This window comes from Sphaerisporangium sp. B11E5 (genome assembly GCF_039871875.1).
Lineage (GTDB): Bacteria > Actinomycetota > Actinomycetes > Streptosporangiales > Streptosporangiaceae > Sphaerisporangium.
Genome location: NZ_JBDPMD010000062.1, coordinates 22,191 through 38,780, shown reverse-complemented (window position 1 = coordinate 38,780; position 16,590 = coordinate 22,191). Strand labels below are relative to the sequence as shown.

Sequence of the window (16,590 nt, the reverse complement as noted above, 5' to 3'; positions counted from 1 at the left end):
GGGCGTCCCGCCGCGGCCGGCGTCTATTCGGTGAGCCAGCGGGTCAGCCAGTCCGTGACCGCCTCCACGAAGGCGATCTTGTTGGCGGTGCGGACGGTCTCGTGGCCCTCGTCGTCGAACAGCAGGTAGCGGCACGGTACGCCGCGGGCCGTCGCGCCCGCGACCACCTGTTCGGCCTCGTACACCGGCACGTTGGTGTCCTGCGCGCCGTGCACCACCAGCAGGGGGGCGGTCAGGCGGTCGAAGGAGTGGATGGGGGACAGGGCGCGCAGCAGCTCGCGGTCGGTCACGGGGTCGCCGTACTCCCCGACCGCGGCGGCGGCGATCCACGGCTCGGTGAGGGCGTAGAACGTCGCGAAGTCCGCCATGCCGCACACGTCCACCCCGGCGCGGAACAGCTCGGGGTACGTCACCAGCGCGGCCAGCGTGAGGTAGCCGCCGTAGGAGCGGCCCATGCAGGCCACCCGCGCCCGGTCGGCCACCCCCGCGCCCACCAGGTAGGCCACGGTGTCGGCGACGTCGTCGATGGCGTGGAACCGCAGCGCGTGGTTGTCGGCGTCCTGGAACGCCCGCCCGAACCCCGACGAGCCGCGGACGTTGGGCGCCAGCACGCTGAACCCCGCCGCGAGCAGCCCCTGGAACAACGGGTTGTAGGTGGGCCGCTCCTGGCTCTCCGGCCCGCCGTGCAGCCAGATCACGCACGGCATGGGGCCGGGTGCCGCGCGGTACAGCCACCCGGTGAGCTCCAGCCCGTCGCGGGCCTGGTAGCGCACCAGCTCCGCGTGCGGCGGGTCGGCGAGCGGTTCGTCCCCCGCGACCCGCAGGTACGTGCCGCCGGCCACGTCGAACAGCAGCACGTGGGACGGCGCGCTCGGCGACTCGGCGGCCAGCACCGCGAGCGAGCCGTCCTTGGACAGCCGCGCCGAGCCGATCACCTCGGCCGGCGGCGGAGGCAGCTCCCGCGTGACGCCCTCCACCAGGTCGGCCATCTCCAGCTCCGACCGCCCCGCGACGTTCCACACCAGCAGCGCGACCCGGCCGTCGTGGCTGACCGTGAAGCGGTCCAGCTCGGCGTCGGGCCGCTCGGCCACCACCATGGGGGCCTCACCGGTCCGCAGCGCCATCAGCGCGGCCCGGTCGCGCCCGGCGTTGGAGCGGACGTAGGCGACCTCGCCGTCCGGGGACAACGCGCCGAGGTCGGTGGTGGGCGGCAGCAGCAGCCGCTCACGGCCGAACGGCAGGTCGGCGACGGTCATCTCGCGCATGCCGCGCGGCCCCTGGCGCAGCAGCGCCCGGCCGCGGTCGTGGCTGACGGCGCTCGGCCACATCAGGTGCCCGGCGGCGATGGTGTCGCGGTTGCCGAGCTCGGCGTCGATCAGCACCGCCTCGGTCATGCCGGTGGGCGCCAGCTCGGCGACGAGCAGGGTGTGGCCGTCGCCGATCCAGCGGACGAACACGGCCGAGCCGCGGGCGAGTGCCCCGTCCGGGCCGGCCAGCATGCGGCGGTCGGTGCCGTCGGGCCGTACCGCCCACACCTGCGTGTGCTCTCCCCCGCCGGGCGCCACCTGGACGGCCAGCCACTCCCCGTCGGGGGACCAGAGCACGTTGGTGACCGGCTCGGGGCCGGTGTCGATCACGCGGGCCGCGTGCGGCCCGAACCGGCCCTGGGCGTAGGGGAACCGCACCGGGGCCAGCGAGGCTTCCTGGCCGGTCTGGCCGGCCTGGCCGGTGTGCCCGGCGAGGGGCTGGACCCAGACGCGGGGGGTGCCGTCACGGTCGCACACGTACGCGATCGCGTCGTCGCCGGGGGCCAGGGTCGGATGCCGGCAGATCCACGAGACGTCTACTTCAGACTCCTTGCGCTTGCAGCCACAGTTCCAGGAGACCAAGTTGCCACAAAGCGTTGGCTCCCAGGGTGGTTCTGTGCGCATCGGGCGCGGCGAGCAGTTCATTGACCATGGCGGGCTGGAAGAGCCCTCGCGAGCGCGCCGCCGGGGACGTGAGGGCGTCCCGCACGAGCCGCAGGAACGGCCCGTGGATGTGCCGGATCGCCGGGACCGGGAAGTACCCCTTCGGCCGGTCGATGACCTCGTCGGGCACCAGGCCGCGCGCGGCTTCCTTGAGCACGCCCTTGCCGCCCTGGGCCAGTTTGAGCTCCGGCGGGCACGTGGCGGCCAGCTCCACCAGCTCGTGGTCCAGGAACGGCGTGCGTGCCTCCAGGCCGAAGGCCATCGTCATGTTGTCGACGCGTTTGACCGGGTCGTCCACCAGCATGACCGTGGTGTCCAGGCGCAGCGCGGCGTCCAGCGCGGTCTCGGCGCCCGGAGCGTCGAGGTGGGCACGGGCGAAGGCGCCGCTGACGTCCTCCCGCACCAGGTACTCGGGGCGCAGGATGCCGGCGAGGTCCTCGTGCGGCCGGTCGAAGAACACCTTGGCGTACGCCTCGGCGACGTCGTCGCGGGAGACGGACTCCAGCGGCGGGTACCAGTCGTACCCGGCGAACACCTCGTCGGCGCCCTGGCCGGACTGCACGACCTTGACGTACCTGGAGACCTCCTCCGACAGCAGGTAGAAGGCCACGCAGTCGTGGCTCACCATGGGCTCGTTCATCGCGCCGACGGCGTCGTGCAGGGACGGCAGCAGCCGCTCGTCGCCGACCATGATGCGGTGGTGGTCGGTGCCGAACCGGTGGGCGATCAGGTCGGAGTAGGCGAACTCGTCCCCCGATTCGCCGCCCGCCGCGGTGAAGCCGACGCTGAAGGTCGCGAGGCCGCGCTGCCCCTCGTCGGCGAGCAGGGCGACGATCAGGCTGGAGTCCAGGCCGCCGGACAGCAGCACCCCGACCGGCACGTCGGCGACCGTGCGGCGGCGCACGGCCACCCGCAGGGCCTCGCGCACGGCGTCGCGCCACTCCTGCGGGGACGGCGGCGGGCCGTCCGGGCGGGCGAACGGCGGCCACCAGTAGCGCTCGTCGCGCGTGGTGCCGTCCGCCTCGACGGTGCGGACGGTGGCGGGCGGCAGCTTCTCCACGCCGGTCAGGATGGTGCGCGGCGAGGGCACCACCGAGTGGAAGGTCATGTAGTGGTGCAGCGCCACCCGGTCGATGTCGGTGGACACCCCGCCGCCGGCGAGCAGCGCGGGCAGCGCCGACGCGAAACGCAGCCGGTCGGCGTCCCTGGTGACGTAGAGCGGCTTGATGCCGAGCCGGTCGCGGCCGAGCACGAGCCTGCCGGTGGCGCGCTCGGCCACGGCGAACGCGAACATGCCCTTGAAGCGGTCGACGCAGCGGGCGCCCCAGTGGCGGTAGGACTTCAGCAGCACCTCGGTGTCGGAGGTGGAGAAGAACCGGTAGCCCTCCCGCACCAGCTCCTCGCGCAGCTCGCGGTAGTTGTAGAGGCAGCCGTTGAACACCCCGGTGAGACCCGCGTCGGCGTCCACCATGGGCTGGGCGCCGCGCTCGGACAGATCGATGATCTTGAGGCGGCGGTGGCCGAGCGCGACCGGCCCGCTGGACCAGACGCCGACGCCGTCCGGGCCGCGGCGCGTCATGGCGTCGGTCATCCGGGCCACCGCCGCCACGTCGGCCGCCTCGCCGTCGAAACGGATCTCCCCCGTGAGGCCGCACATCAGGCGATCTCCTTCATCAGCCAGGTGTCCTTCGCCCCGCCTCCTTGCGAGGAGTTGACGATCATGCTGCCGGCGGGGGCGACGCGCGTGAGGGCGACCTGCGGCACGACCGCGGTCTCCCCCAGGCAGACGAACGCCCGCAGGTCGATGACGTGCGGCCGCATGTACTCGCCGTCGAACGTCGGGTGGGTGGACAGGCCGACCGTCTCCTGGGCGACCCACCGCTCGGGGGCGGTGAGGATCTCGTCGCGCACGGCCTTCAGCTCGGCCTCCGAGGCGTACTTGCCGATGACGACGCCGTGGCCGCCGAAGCCGTCCACCGGCTTGATCACCAGCTCGGCGAGCCGGTCGAGCACGTGCTCGCGGTCCTCGGGGTCGCGGCACAGGTAGGTGGTGACGTTGGCCAGCAGGGGCCGCTCGCCGAGGTAGTAGTCGATCAGCCGCGGCACGTAGCGGTACAGGCTCTTGTCGTCGGCGACGCCGTTGCCGAAGGCGTTGGCCATGGTGACCGCGCCACGCTCCACGGCGTCCAGCAGGCCGGGGCCGATGGGGCTCGCCAGCAGCTCGTCCTCGTGGATGCGGCGGTACAGCACATCCACCCGCTGCCCGGACGCGTGGACGACGCCGTCGCGGATCTCCAGGTCGGACGGCTCGGCGATGACCACGCCCATCTCCTCGGCGAGCATGCTGTGCTCGTAGTAGGCGGGGTCGCGCGGCCCGCCGGTGAGCACACCGAGGCGGGGGTCGTCCACGGGCGGCGCGGCGAGCAGGGCCTGGCGCAGCACGGCGGCGGTGCCCTCGGGGTCGTTGACCATCGAGCGGTCCAGCTCAGGCAGGGTGTGCGCGGCGAGGCGGCGGTTGGCGACGCCGTAGCCCATGCCGGACGGCACCCGCAGGTTGTCCTCCAGCACCATCCACCGCCCGGCGCCGTCCCGCGCCACGTCGAGCCCGGCCACGGTGCACCTGATGGCGCGGGGGTGCACGCGGCGTCCGGCCGGCCGGTAGCCGGGGCACTCGTCGACCACCCAGGAGGGCAGCACCCGGTCGTGGATCACCTCGCGGCGGCCGTACACGTCACCCAGGAACGCCTCCAGCGCGCGGACCCGCTGCGGCATGCCGCCCTGGATGCGCTTCCAGTCGCTCGCGGAGATCATGCGGGGCACCAGGTCCACGGGCATCTTGTCCCGGGGCTCCTGGCCGTACGCCCGCAGTCCCTCGGCGCGGAACAGCATGCCGGTCTCGTCCATGTAGCGGTCGCGGACGTTCTCGCGTTCCTTCAGCTCCACCGGCCCGAGCCGGTCGAGCACCCGGAACACCGCCTGGTACGGCTCGCGCAGGATGCCCTCGATGACGGCCTCGTCCTTCACCGCCTCGTAGCCCTTGAGCAGGCCGGTCTCCAGGCGCGGCACCGGGCCGCCGAACGCGGGGTGCCAGCCGTCCAGCCGGGTCTCGGCGACCAGCATGTCGACCACGCCGGCGAGGTCGCCGCCGCGTTCGACCAGGCGCCGCTGGCGGGCCGCCGAGCTGCCCCGGGCGAGGGCGTCCTTGGCGAGCGAGGTGACGAGGTCCCAGTCGCCGGTGCTCTCGAGCTGGGGCCGCAGGCCGTCGAGCATGCGGCCGATCACCTCGGCCGCGGGCATGGGGGTGCCCTCCACGGGGTCCACCAGCGCGCCCTCCAGGCCGGAGCGGGCCGAGCGCCAGGTGGCGGCGCGGACCATCTCCATCGGTGTCTCGCGCGTCGGGATGCCCTCCTCGATGGCGTGCAGCTCGCGCAGCACCACGGCGCGGAACACGCCGGCCAGCAGCACGACGTCCTCGACGCGGGGGCAGGCGTCGCACATGCGCATCTCGACGGTGGGGACGTGCGCGGAGGGCCGCACGTCGAAATAGATCATGCCGGGGTCGCTGATCACCCCGGACGCCACGAGGTCCGTCACCATGCGGTCGTACTCGGCGGCCGAGGTGAAGCGGCGCACCGGGCCGGTGGTCGGCCAGCGCTGCCACGCCAGGGTGCGGGAGCTCGCGTAGCCGCTGTCGGCCCCCATCCAGTACGGCGAGCTGGCGCTGAGCGCGAGCAGCGGCGGCAGCCACCGGGCCACGCGGTGGGCCACCTCGACCGCGAGGTCGCGGTCGGCGACGTCCACGTGCACCTGCGCGCCGCAGATGAGCTGCTCGCGGGTGAGGAGCTGGTAGTCCTCCTGCATCTGCATGTAGCGGGCGTCCGGAGAGATCTCCAGCGCCGCCGGGTCGACCAGCGGCACCGCCCCGGCCGCGACGATACCGAGGCCGAGGCCGTCGGCGGCCTCGACGACGGTGCGGCGCAGCGCCGTGAGATCGTGCCCGAGGTCCTCCAGGCGGACGTAGGGGCGGCTGTTGGCCTCCACCACCGACCGCTGCAGTTCCTCGGTGAAGCGCTGCTCCGGCAGCCGCTGGAGCAGGTGACCTGCCCGCGGCACCAGGTGGCGCGTCTCCAGGTCGACGACGTGAAACTCCTCTTCGACGCCGACGGCGACCGACTCCGCGAGACCCGACATCCCATCAACCCTTCGGTCCTGGACCCAGGGGGGTCGCCGAAACCGGGCACTGGCCCGGCGAATACTTGGTGTTATGTGGGGCTTCTGCCCATGAATGCCCACATATGCACGTAACGGCGGCAGTCTTCGCGTTGTGAATTCCCCATGACGTGGCGGAGAAATACCCCCCGATCAGGAGTCGAAGCCCAGTCCCAGCCGGTCCAGGGTCCGCAGCCACAGGTCACGGCGCCCCTCGTGGGCGTCGGCGCGGGCGATGGAGCGCCGGGTGAGCTGGATCACCCCGGACCGCATCGGCTCGGGCGGGAACGGCACCGGCTTCTCCCGCACCATCCGCAGGCCGGTGCGTTCGGTCACCTCGTCCGACAGCAGGTCCAGCATCACCTCGGCGCCGAACCGGGTCGCGCCCACCCCGAGCCCGGTGTAGCCGGCCGCGTAGGCCAGCCGCCCGCCGAACGCGCGGCCGAAGAACGCGCTGAACCTGCTGCAGGTGTCGATGACCCCGCCCCAGCGGTGGGTGAAGCGCACGTCGCGCAGGTGCGGGAAGGTCCGCTGGAAGTTGGCGGCCAGCTTCAGGAACGTCTCGTCGCGCTGGTCGTACTCCGGCCGCACCCGGCCGCCGTTGTGGTACACCGCGTCGTAGCCGCCCCAGAGGATCCGGCCGTCCGCGGTGAGCCGGTAGTAGTGGAACTGGTTGGCCAGCTCCCCCACGCCCTGCCGGTTCCGCCACCCGATGGAGGCGAGCCGGTCCGCGCCGAGCGGCTCGGTCACCAGCACGTAGTCGTACACCGGCACGAGGAAGTGCCGCAGCCGCCCGAGCAGCGGCGGGAACACCCCGGTGCCGAGGGCCACCCGGGCGGCCCGCACCGTGCCGTGCGGGGTGGCGAGCTCCAGGCCAGGCGGGGCGGAGGTCAGGGAGCGGACGGGGGTGTTCTCGTGGATGCGCACCCCGGCGGCCAGGCACGCGTCGCGCAGGCCCCAGGCGAGGCGCGCCGGGTCCAGCATGGCGCAGCCGTCCCGGTCGAACGTGCCGCCGGCGTACAGCGGGGAGTCGACCTCGGCACGCAGCGCGGCGGCGTCCAGCAGACGCACGTCCCCGCCGAGCCGCCGCGCCGCCTCCGCCTCCTCGGCGAGGCCGTCGAGCTGCCACGGCGCGGTGGCCACGTGCAGCTCGCCGGTGCGCTCGAAGCCGCAGTCGATGCCGTACCGGGCGACGGCCTCCTCGATCGCGTCGAGGTTCTCCCGGCCGAGGCGTGCCAGCGCGGGCATCTCTTCGGGCCAGCGGGACATGCCGTTGGCGAAGCCGTGGGTGATGCTGGCGGCGCAGAAGCCGCCGTTGCGCCCGGTCGCCGCCCAGCCGACGCGGCGGGCCTCCAGCAGGACGACGTCGCGGGCGGGGTCGCGTTCCTTGGCGAGAAGGGCGCTCCACAGGCCGGAGAACCCGCCGCCGACCACGGCCAGGTCGGCCGCGGTCGTGCCGGACAGAGGGGGTAGGGGATCGGGCCGGTCGGGGGTGTCCAGCCAGTAGGGCTCACGCCTGGCACCTGCCAGCGCTTCCAGCGGTTCCACTTTCACGTCCTTGTGCGACGCATGTCGTGCCACCGGTCAGGCGCGGCGCCTCGCGGTGACGGAGTTGATCACGGCGATGGCCACGCCGACCGCGAAGATCAATGTTCCGAGGATGTTGACCTGGGGCGGCACGCCGATGCGCACCGCTCCGTAGATCCACAGCGGGAAGGTGATGGTCGCCCCGCTGGTGAACTGGGTGATGACGAAGTCGTCGATGGACAGCGCGAACGCCAGCAGCGCGCCGGAGACCACACCCGGCAGGATCATCGGGAAGGTGACCCGCCAGAAGGTGATCCAGGTGGACGCCCCGAGGTCGCGGGCGGCCTCCTCGATCGACCGGTCCAGGCCCACCACGCGGGCCCGCACCGTCACCGCGACGAACGACACCGCGAACAGCACGTGCGCGAGCACGATGGTCAGGTAGCCGGTCTGCACGCCGAGGCTGACGAACAGCGACAGCAGCGACGCGCCCATGACCAGTTCCGGCGAGGAGATGGCGGCGAACATCACCAGGTTGGTGGCGGCCTGGCCGCGGAAACGGTAGCGGCCGAGCGCGATGCCCATCAGGGTGCCGAGCACGGTGGTGACGATCGTGGCGAGCAGCGCGATCGTGATCGAGTTGACCACGGCGGTGGTGAGGTCGGGGTAGTCGCCGAGGCGTCCCCACCACTTGAACGTGAAGCCCTGCCAGCTCACGTTCGACTTGCTCTTGGTGTCGTTGAAGCCGAACGCGATCATGACGGCGATCGGCGCGAACAGCCACAGCAGGATCAGCCACGTGTAGCCGTACAGCAGCCGGTCGCCCCACCGCACGCGCCGGCGCCGCACCGGGCCCTGCTCGGGCGCCTGCCGCGCCGAGGCGGGCACCGCCGGGCTCACCGGGCCGCTCATCGCGCCGCCGCCTCGAGGACGTTCTCGGTGCCGAGGGCCCTGGCGTAGGCGAAGATGCCGATCAGCATGGCGGCCATCAGCGTGAACGACAGCGCCGCGCCAGCCGGATAGTCGTTGTTCACGAGGTACTCCGTCTGGATGATGTTGCCGATCATCGTGTTGGCGGGACCACCGAGGATGGCGGCGTTGACGTAGTCCGCGGTCATCGGGACGAACGTCATCAGCACGCCGGCGAACACCCCGGGCAGCGACAGCGGGAGCACCACGCGGGTGAAGGTGTCGCGCCGGGTGGCGTACAGGTCGGCGGACGCCTCGACGATCCGCGGGTCCACCCGCTCCAGCGCCACGTAGATCGGCAGCACCATGAACGGCAGGTAGTTGTAGGTGAGGCCGCCGACGACGGCCACGGTGGTCTGCAGCACGTGGAAGTCGGCCGGCAGCAGACCGGCGTCCTTGAGCGGCTGGAGCAGGATGCCGTCGTCGGCGAGCAGGAACTTCCACGACACGGTGCGCAGCACGAACGACACGAAGAACGGCAGCAGCACCAGCAGCAGGTACGTGGACTTGCGGGCGCCCGCCTTGAACGCGATCCAGTACGCCATCGGGTAGGCCAGCGCGATCGCGAGCACCGTGCCGGCCAGGCCGTACCCGGCCGAACGCAGGAACTGCGTCTTGTACTCCACCAGCGCGTCGATGTAGTTGGCGATCCGGAACGTCTGCGCGAACCCGTTCACGACGTCGCCCTCCTGGGTGGAGACCGACGCCATGAACACCAGCGGCACCACCAGGAAGACCACCAGCCACAGCCCGCCCGGCAGGACGAGGAGATACGGCGCGATCCTGCGTCTCATCGCGCTAGCCCTGGGTGATCGGCTGGAAGATGCCCTCGAAGACCTTCTCCTCCGCGGTCGTCAGGGTCTTGTAGGAGCGCAGCTTGGCGAGGTCGGACTCGGCCGGGTAGATCAGCGGGCTGGCCGCCATCAGCTCGAGCGCCTGCTTGTCCTCACCGGTCGCCTCCGACGCCTGCTTGCGCACGATGTCCTGGGTGGACGGCACCGGGGTGATGTAGGTGATGTACTCGGCGAGCTGGGCCGCGATCTCGGGCTTGTAGGCGAAGTCCATCATGGCGAGCGCGTCGACCGGGTTCTGCGCGGTCTTCGGGATGCACATGTTGTCGGTCCAGATGTTGCCACCCTCCTGCGGGATGACGAACTTCAGGTTCTGGCCCTCGGCGATCTGCTGGTAGACGTCCCCGGACCACGCCATGGTGATCCAGATGTCGCCGCGCACCAGCGCGTCCACGTAGTCGTTCTCGTAGTACTTGCGGACCAGGCCCTGGTCGCGCTGTGCCTGGAGCTTCTCGGCGGCCTTGCGCCAGTCCGCCTCGGCCGACTTGTCGGGGTCGATGCCGAGCGCGAACATCGCGAAGTTGGCGATCTCCTGGCTGTCCAGCAGCATGCCGACCTTGCCCTTGTACTTCGGGTTCCACAGCTCCTGGATGCTGGTGACCTCGCCCTCGACGTACTTGGGGTTGTACGCGATGCCCGTGATGCCCGACTGCCACGGCACGGTGTAGGCGTTGCCGGGGTCGTAGGACGGGTTCTTGTACTTGGCGCCCGCGTTGGCGGCGAAGTTCGGCAGCTTGGTGTGGTCCAGCGGCGCCAGGTAGCCGAGCGCCATCGCGCGGCCGAGCTGGATGCCGTTCGTCATGACCATCAGGTCGTAGCCGATGTCCTGGTTCGCGGCGAGCTGCGGCTGGATCTTGCCGAACCAGGTGGAGTTGTCCTGGATGGCCTCCTGGTAGGTGACCTTGATGCCGGTCTCCTTGGTGAAGGCGTCCAGCGTCGGGTAGTTCTTGCCGTCCTTGTCGATGTACAGCGGCCAGTTGGCGAAGCGCAGCGTGTTGTTCTGCTTCTTGCCCGTCCAGTAGGACGCGAGGGCGTCCTGCGACTGCTGCGGGGCGGCGGCCTTCTTGCCCTGCACACCACAGGCCGCGAGGCCGAGGGCGGCGGCGGACAGGCCCGCCAGGCGCAGCGCGTCGCGCCGGGTCACGCCGCCGGAGCGGCCGCGGGGCTGGGTGAGGCCGCGCAGGAACGCGAGGTCACGAGAAGGGTTGGTCATGAGTGGGGTCAACTTCCAATCGCGTACGAGTGCTGGGGCTGCCACCAGAGCCACACGGAGTCACCGCGCTCGGCCGTGATGCTGCTGTCCCGGGCGTTCTGCTCGAAGACCGTGAACTCGGTCCCCCCGGCGAGGTCCACCGAATAGCTGTTGTAGGTGCCGAGGTAGACGACCTCGGCCACGGTGCCACGCACGGCGCTGACGTCGCCGGGCGGCTCCTCGGCCGAGATCCTGATCTTCTCCGGCCGTACGGTGACCTCGACCTCGCCGCCGGTGCCCGCACCGTCCGCGACCGGGACCAGGACCCGGCCTCCCTCGCCGTACCGCAGCGTGGCCGTGCCGTTCCCGACGTGGTCCACGGTGCCGCTGAGGAGGTTGGAGGTGCCGATGAAACCGGCGACGAACTTGGTGGCCGGCCGCTCGTAGATCTCCCGCGGCCCGGCGAGCTGCTCGACCAGGCCGTCGTTCATGACGGCGATGCGGTCGCTCATGGTCAGCGCCTCGTTCTGGTCGTGCGTGACGTACACGAAGGTGATGCCGACCTCGCGCTGGATGCGCTTGAGCTCGATCTGCATCGCTTGGCGCAGCTTGAGGTCCAGCGCGCCGAGCGGCTCGTCGAGCAGCAGGGCGCGCGGGTGGTTGACCAGTGCCCGCGCCAGCGCGACCCGCTGCTGCTGCCCGCCGGACATCTCGCGGGGGCGGCGCTTCTCGCGGCCGGTCAGGTCGACGATCTCCAGCATCTCGCCGACCCTGCGTGTGATCTCCTGGTCGGGCACGCGCTTGCGTCGCAGCCCGAACGCGACGTTCTCCCAGACGTTCATGTGCGGGAACAGCGCGTAGGACTGGAACACCATGTTCACATCGCGCTTGTTCGGCGGCACGTCGGTCACGTCCTGACCGTGCAGCCGCACCGTGCCCCGCGACGGGTCCTCGAACCCGGCGATCATCCGCATGGTGGTGGTCTTGCCGCAGCCGGACGGCCCCAGCATGGAGAAGAACTCGCCCTCCGCGATCGCCAGGCTGACCCCCTTGACCGCCTGGACGACCTCACCGTGCGCTATGTATTCCTTGACGACCCCGTCGAGCTCGATGGCGGGCACCCGTGAAGTGGCGGAGGCGGCCTCGCCCGCCTCCGTGCCCGCCTGGATTTCCGTCATTCCAGGCTATCCCTCTTCTATGTCGGCAGACGTTCGCCGTAGTGCGTATATGTCGTTCCCCGAGTCACTCGCCGATGTAGTGCATGACGTGCTTCACCCGGGTGTAGTCGTGCAGGCCGAAGACCGACAGGTCCTTGCCGTACCCGGAGTGCTTGAACCCGCCGTGCGGCATTTCCGACACGAAGGGTATGTGAGTGTTCACCCAGACCACGCCGAAGTCCAGGCGCTGCGACATGCGCATCGCCCGGCCGTGGTCCGACGTCCACACCGACGCCGACAGGCCGTACTTCACGTCGTTGGCCATCGTCAGCGCCTCGGCGTCGTCCCCGAAGGTCTGCACCGTGATGACGGGGCCGAACACCTCGGTCTGGATCATCTCGTCGTCCTGCTTCAGGCCGTCCACGACGGTCGGCTCGAACAGGAAGCCCTTGTCGCCCACCCGCTTGCCGCCGGTGACCACCTTCGCGTGGCTCGGCGCCCGCTCCAGGAAGCCCTCCACGCGGGCGAGCTGACCGGCGTTGTTGAGGGGGCCGTAGTAGGCCTCCTCGTCGTCCAGACCGCCGGTCCTGGTGGCCGCCGCCGCCTCGGCCAGCGCGGCGAGGAACGGCTCGTGGATGCTCTCGTGCACCAGCACCCGGCAGGCCGCCGTGCAGTCCTGGCCGGCGTTGTAGAGGCCCGCGCCCGCGATCGCCTCGGCCACCGCCTTGACGTCCCTGACGTCCTCGAACACCACGACCGGGGCCTTGCCGCCGAGCTCCAGGTGCACGCGCTTGAGGTCGTCGGCCGCCGACTTGGCGACCTGCACGCCCGCGCCCACCGAGCCGGTGATCGCCACCATGGACGGGGTGTCGTGCGCGACCACCAGGGCGCCGGTCTCGCGGTCGCCGGTGACCACGTTGAACACGCCCGCCGGGAGCACCTCGCCGATGACCTCGGCGAGCTTCACCGTGGAGACCGGCGTCGTGTCCGACGGCTTCAGCACCACGGTGTTGCCTGCCGCGAGGGCCGGGGCGATCTTCCAGACGGCCATCATCAGGGGGTAGTTCCACGGGGTGACCTGGCCCACGACGCCGATCGGCTCGTGGCGGATCACCGAGGTGTGGTCGGCGAGGAACTCACCGGAGGTCGGGCCCTCCAGGGTGCGGGCGGCACCGGCGAAGAAACGGAAGTGGTCGGCCGCCGGCGGGATCTCGTCCTCGGCCATGCGGGCCCGGGGCTTGCCCGTGTTCCGGCACTCCGCCTCCACGAGCTCGTCGGCCCGTGCCTCGATGGCGTCAGCGATCTTCAACAGGTGACCGGCCCGCTCGCCCGGCGTCATGCGGCCCCACGTCTCGAACGCGGCGGCGGCCGCGGCGTAGGCCGCGTCGACGTCCTCCGGGCCGGAGATCGGCGCCTGGAGGTAGGACTCACCGGTACACGGGTCGATCACATCGGAGAACCGGCCGCTTTTGGCGTCCACCAGTTCACCGTTGATGAAGTTCTGCAGACGGGTGGTCAACGTTGACCTCCTCGGGAGGTGGCTGAGTTGTCGCGACTCTGACAGAGCGTCGGAGCTACGACAAGGGATTTCGTCGCGAATATATCAAATTGCTACGAAATCGCTTGACAGACCCCGAGGAGCTGACAACATGTCGCACCAGGACGGCAACATCGCGGGAACCACCCCGTAATCACTGTGCGGTAGGCCGTCGGGGCGCGAGGAGGACGCACGGAGATGACGACGCCGCCGAAGGCGCGCCGGGACAACAACCATGACGGGAAGCCCGGTCCCGTGGTGCTGGACGATATCTCCAAGCGCATCATCGAGGAACTGCAGGCCGACGGCCGCAAGCCCTACGCCGCCATCGGCAAGGCCGTCGGCCTCTCCGAAGCGGCCGTCCGCCAGCGTGTCCAGCGCCTCCTCGACGCCGGCGTCATGCAGATCGTCGCGGTCACCGACCCGCTCACGCTCGGCTTCCCCCGCCAGGCCATGATCGGCATCAAGTGCGAAGGCGACCTGGAGATGGTCGCCGACAAGTTGTCAGCCATCGAAGAGATCGACTACGTCGTCCTGACCGCAGGGTCCCTGGACATCATGGTGGAGGTCGTCTGCGAAGGAGACAACCACCTGCTGGAAATCCTCGGCAAAATCCGCGCCATCCCCACCGTCCGCGCCACCGAGACCTTCGTCTACCTCAAACTCCGCAAACAGACCTACAGCTGGGGCACCCGCTGACCCGCCGGTTCCCGGGTACCCCCCTGACCGCCGGGACGGCTTCCCGTCCGCCGCCGTGGCACTCTCACGGCGCCGGGACGGCGGGATCCCCGTACGGCGACATCGGAGCCCCCGTACGACGGTCCACCACTCCGGCGATCTCGGTGAGGAAGGCGTCCACCTGCGCGACCGCGTAGCCGGGTTTGAACATCACGGTGGAGAACGTGGCCTCGCGGATCTCGTCGGCGGTCAACGGACGGTCCGTGGTGCCGCGGAGCGTCGCGACGACGCGATCGAGGAAACCGTCCACCTCGTCCTCGTTGTACCCCGACCCCAGGCGGCCGGGACGGAACGAGACACGCTCCACGCGAACGGCCTGGGACTCCAGCCACGCGGCCGTCATGGCGTCCGCGACGTTCTCGGTCTCCCCGAGCCCGGGAAGCGTCGGGGCGTCGTCGTCCTCCCCGGAGACCGCCGTGACGGGCACCGCCTGCTCCACCGCCCGCGTCTCGATGGCGATGACGAACGCCTCCAGGGCGAAGTCCACCGCCAGCTCGTGATAACCCCCGAGCCGGATCTCGAACCGCGACATGCGGATCTCGTCGGCCGTCACCGGAGGGCCCTCCAGCGTCCCCCGGCCGAGCGTCGCCTCGATGCGCCGGATGAGCACGTCCACCTGCTCGGGGTCATAGCCGTTGCGTAACCCGTGCACACGCGGAAAGCGGTTCACCCTTTGACCTCCCGGATCAACACCCCCGTATCAACTTTTGCTTCTTTACCATTCTGGGCAAATGCCTTGACGAAATCCAGAAGGTGACGGGGACCCCGGTAAGCTCCTGGATCATGCGGCTCGCCAACGTCTCCTTCCGGTACGGCCGCCGCGCCCCCTGGGTCCTGCGCGACGTCGATCTCGAGCTCCCCGAGGGCACGGTGGCCGAGGTCGCGGGGCGCAACGGCGCGGGCAAGTCCACGTTGCTGCGTGTGCTGGCCGGCGTCGCGCGCCCCAGCCGCGGCTCGGTCACCGGCCGTCCCGCGGTCGTCGGGTACGCCCCGGAGATCTTCCCCACCGCGCAGCCGTTCACGGTGTCCGCGTACCTCCGGCGGATGGCCGCCGTCCGCGGCCTCCCCGCGAGCGCGGCCGACCCCTGGGTGGAGCGCCTCGGCATGACCACCCTGCTCGGCACCCCCCTGCCCGACCTGTCCAAGGGCAGCGCCCAGAAGGTCGGCCTCGCCCAGGCGCTGCTCGCCTCCCCCGGCCTGCTCATCCTGGACGAGCCGTTCGCGGGCCTGGACCGGCAGAGCCGCGCCGAGCTTCCCCTGGCCGTCGAGGAGGTCCGCGCGGCCGGCGGCATCGTGGTCGTCAGCGACCACCAGAACGGCCTCGCCGACCTCCCCCGCACCCTGCACGTGGCCGTCGAGGACCACACCGCCGAGATCCGCGCCACGCGGGACACCGCGCCGCCGGCCGCGTCCGCCGTCATCGAGGTGCGGGTGCCGTCCGGCGACGCCGACGCGGTGCTGCGCAAACTGCGCGCCGAGGGCTACGAAGCCGACCTGCGGGAGGACGCGTCATGACAGGTGCCAGGCCGGTGCTCGCCCTCACCCGGTTCAAGCTCGCCGCCTACGTCGGGGCGCACCGTGTCGTCCAGCCGTTCATCGGCCTGCTGGCCATCATGATCTTGCTGTACTCCACGCGCGTGACCCCGGGCCAGGAACTGGCCACGTACTCCGACTCGGCCGCGCTGCTCGTGCCGGTCTTCGCCTGGGCGGTGCGCGGCCTGCTCGACACCGAGCCGGACGTGCAGCGGCTGATCTCGGCCACCGCCGCGGGCCGCCCCGGGCGCGAGGTCGCCGGGGGTCTGCTCGCGGGCGCGGCCGTCGCCGCGTGCCTCGCCCTGCTGGCCCTGCTGGTCCCGCTCGGCATCGGCTTCACCGCGTTCCCCGGCGGCGAGGTGCTCGCCGGCGGCACCGCGCTGCACGTGCTGTCCCTGGTCACCGGCACCGCGCTCGGCGCCCTCACCAGCCGCCCGATCCTGCCGGACCCGGCGGTGTCCACGCTCTCCCTCATCGGCGGCTACGCCGCCGTCCTGCTGATCAGCCTCGCCCCGGTCACCTGGCTGACCGTGCCGGTCATCGGCTGGATCCGCGCCGCGAACGAGCCGTCCTTCCTGACCGCTTCGCTGCCGGGCCTCGCCGCCCCCACACTCGCCTGGTGCGCCGTGGGCCTGTTCGTCTACATCCGGCTGCGCCGCGCTCATCCCTGACTGTCCCGCTGGGCCGCCACCCCGCCCCGGTGGTGCCGGGGGCGCCGTGGAACTCACCGGCACGCGGACCACGTGATACTCATGGTGCCGCTAATCGGCTCATGTCTCCATTTGTCTTGACGAATTTCGGCGTCACTGGATTCGTGAACGGTCCGCTCACGGAAAACGTGTTCCCGCACCGGCTTCCCGACCGGAGGGCCGGGGCACCTCGGGCCGCGACTCCTCCGCCACCGGTT

General features: G+C 71.2%; 13 protein-coding genes. 3 read left to right on the top strand and 10 right to left on the bottom strand.

The genetic code is table 11. The features are described 5' to 3' along the window. Window positions 1-23: 23 nt before the first annotated feature. The 9 genes from ABGB17_RS34775 to ABGB17_RS34735 all read right to left on the bottom strand — a co-directional run bounded on the left by ABGB17_RS34775 (window position 24) and on the right by ABGB17_RS34735 (window position 13,394). Window positions 24-1,889, bottom strand: a complete 1,866-nt coding sequence (locus tag ABGB17_RS34775) for an alpha/beta fold hydrolase (RefSeq protein ID WP_347637846.1) — start codon at window positions 1,887-1,889, stop codon at window positions 24-26. Continuing rightward, window positions 1,849-3,627: an N-acetylglutaminylglutamine amidotransferase gene (locus ABGB17_RS34770; protein WP_347637844.1), complete on the bottom strand. Its 1,779-nt coding sequence runs from the start codon at window positions 3,625-3,627 to the stop codon at window positions 1,849-1,851. The genes ABGB17_RS34775 and ABGB17_RS34770 overlap by 41 nt, the downstream gene beginning before the upstream one ends. After that, window positions 3,627-6,161 carry a carboxylate--amine ligase/circularly permuted type 2 ATP-grasp protein gene (locus ABGB17_RS34765; protein WP_347637842.1) on the bottom strand — a complete coding sequence of 845 codons (2,535 nt, stop codon included), beginning with the start codon at window positions 6,159-6,161 and terminating at the stop codon, window positions 3,627-3,629. The genes ABGB17_RS34770 and ABGB17_RS34765 overlap by 1 nt, the downstream gene beginning before the upstream one ends. 171 nt (window positions 6,162-6,332) lie before the next feature. After that, window positions 6,333-7,727 carry an FAD-dependent oxidoreductase gene (locus ABGB17_RS34760; RefSeq protein WP_347637840.1) on the bottom strand — a complete coding sequence of 465 codons (1,395 nt, stop codon included), beginning with the start codon at window positions 7,725-7,727 and terminating at the stop codon, window positions 6,333-6,335. A gap of 36 nt (window positions 7,728-7,763) precedes the next feature. Further along, the gene (locus ABGB17_RS34755) at window positions 7,764-8,618 is read right to left on the bottom strand and encodes an ABC transporter permease (RefSeq protein ID WP_347637838.1); all 855 of its coding nucleotides are present in this window, start codon (window positions 8,616-8,618) and stop codon (window positions 7,764-7,766) included. Then, on the bottom strand, window positions 8,615-9,469 hold the full coding sequence (locus ABGB17_RS34750; RefSeq protein WP_347637836.1) for an ABC transporter permease: 855 nt from the start codon (window positions 9,467-9,469) through the stop codon (window positions 8,615-8,617). The genes ABGB17_RS34755 and ABGB17_RS34750 overlap by 4 nt, the downstream gene beginning before the upstream one ends. A gap of 4 nt (window positions 9,470-9,473) precedes the next feature. Then, on the bottom strand, window positions 9,474-10,739 hold the full coding sequence (locus ABGB17_RS34745) for a spermidine/putrescine ABC transporter substrate-binding protein (protein WP_347637834.1): 1,266 nt from the start codon (window positions 10,737-10,739) through the stop codon (window positions 9,474-9,476). 8 nt (window positions 10,740-10,747) lie between these two features. Continuing rightward, on the bottom strand, window positions 10,748-11,896 hold the full coding sequence (locus ABGB17_RS34740; protein ID WP_347637832.1) for an ABC transporter ATP-binding protein: 1,149 nt from the start codon (window positions 11,894-11,896) through the stop codon (window positions 10,748-10,750). 64 nt (window positions 11,897-11,960) lie between these two features. Further along, the gene (locus tag ABGB17_RS34735) at window positions 11,961-13,394 is read right to left on the bottom strand and encodes a gamma-aminobutyraldehyde dehydrogenase (protein ID WP_347637830.1); all 1,434 of its coding nucleotides are present in this window, start codon (window positions 13,392-13,394) and stop codon (window positions 11,961-11,963) included. Between the two features lie 216 nt (window positions 13,395-13,610). On the opposite strand from ABGB17_RS34735, the gene ABGB17_RS34730 reads away from it, so the two are divergent. Beyond that, window positions 13,611-14,111 (top strand): Lrp/AsnC family transcriptional regulator, encoded by a 501-nt coding sequence (locus tag ABGB17_RS34730; protein WP_347637828.1) that lies wholly within the window; start codon window positions 13,611-13,613, stop codon window positions 14,109-14,111. A 64-nt stretch (window positions 14,112-14,175) separates the two neighbouring features. Here ABGB17_RS34730 and ABGB17_RS34725 read toward each other — a convergent pair whose 3' ends face one another. Next, complete coding sequence (locus ABGB17_RS34725) at window positions 14,176-14,820, bottom strand: DivIVA domain-containing protein (protein WP_347637826.1); 645 nt, start codon at window positions 14,818-14,820, stop codon at window positions 14,176-14,178. Between the two features lie 113 nt (window positions 14,821-14,933). Here ABGB17_RS34725 and ABGB17_RS34720 point away from each other — a divergent pair, with 113 nt between their 5' ends. Both ABGB17_RS34720 and ABGB17_RS34715 read left to right on the top strand, forming a co-directional pair. Then, window positions 14,934-15,665 (top strand): ABC transporter ATP-binding protein, encoded by a 732-nt coding sequence (locus ABGB17_RS34720; protein WP_347637824.1) that lies wholly within the window; start codon window positions 14,934-14,936, stop codon window positions 15,663-15,665. Next, window positions 15,662-16,354 carry a hypothetical protein gene (locus ABGB17_RS34715; protein ID WP_347637822.1) on the top strand — a complete coding sequence of 231 codons (693 nt, stop codon included), beginning with the start codon at window positions 15,662-15,664 and terminating at the stop codon, window positions 16,352-16,354. Before ABGB17_RS34720 ends, ABGB17_RS34715 begins: the two co-directional genes overlap by 4 nt. Window positions 16,355-16,590 lie beyond the last annotated feature (236 nt).

What these genes read in the sequence shown, in the direction of transcription:
- ABGB17_RS34715 (WP_347637822.1), top strand. Translation starts at nt 15,662, where the DNA reads ATGACAGGTGCCAGGCCGGTGCTCGCCCTCACCCGGTTCAAGCTCGCC.
- ABGB17_RS34770 (WP_347637844.1), bottom strand. Translation starts at nt 3,627, where the DNA reads ATGTGCGGCCTCACGGGGGAGATCCGTTTCGACGGCGAGGCGGCCGAC.
- ABGB17_RS34740 (WP_347637832.1), bottom strand. Translation starts at nt 11,896, where the DNA reads ATGACGGAAATCCAGGCGGGCACGGAGGCGGGCGAGGCCGCCTCCGCC.
- ABGB17_RS34720 (WP_347637824.1), top strand. Translation starts at nt 14,934, where the DNA reads ATGCGGCTCGCCAACGTCTCCTTCCGGTACGGCCGCCGCGCCCCCTGG.
- ABGB17_RS34745 (WP_347637834.1), bottom strand. Translation starts at nt 10,739, where the DNA reads ATGACCAACCCTTCTCGTGACCTCGCGTTCCTGCGCGGCCTCACCCAG.
- ABGB17_RS34750 (WP_347637836.1), bottom strand. Translation starts at nt 9,469, where the DNA reads ATGAGACGCAGGATCGCGCCGTATCTCCTCGTCCTGCCGGGCGGGCTG.
- ABGB17_RS34730 (WP_347637828.1), top strand. Translation starts at nt 13,611, where the DNA reads ATGACGACGCCGCCGAAGGCGCGCCGGGACAACAACCATGACGGGAAG.
- ABGB17_RS34755 (WP_347637838.1), bottom strand. Translation starts at nt 8,618, where the DNA reads ATGAGCGGCCCGGTGAGCCCGGCGGTGCCCGCCTCGGCGCGGCAGGCG.
- ABGB17_RS34765 (WP_347637842.1), bottom strand. Translation starts at nt 6,161, where the DNA reads ATGTCGGGTCTCGCGGAGTCGGTCGCCGTCGGCGTCGAAGAGGAGTTT.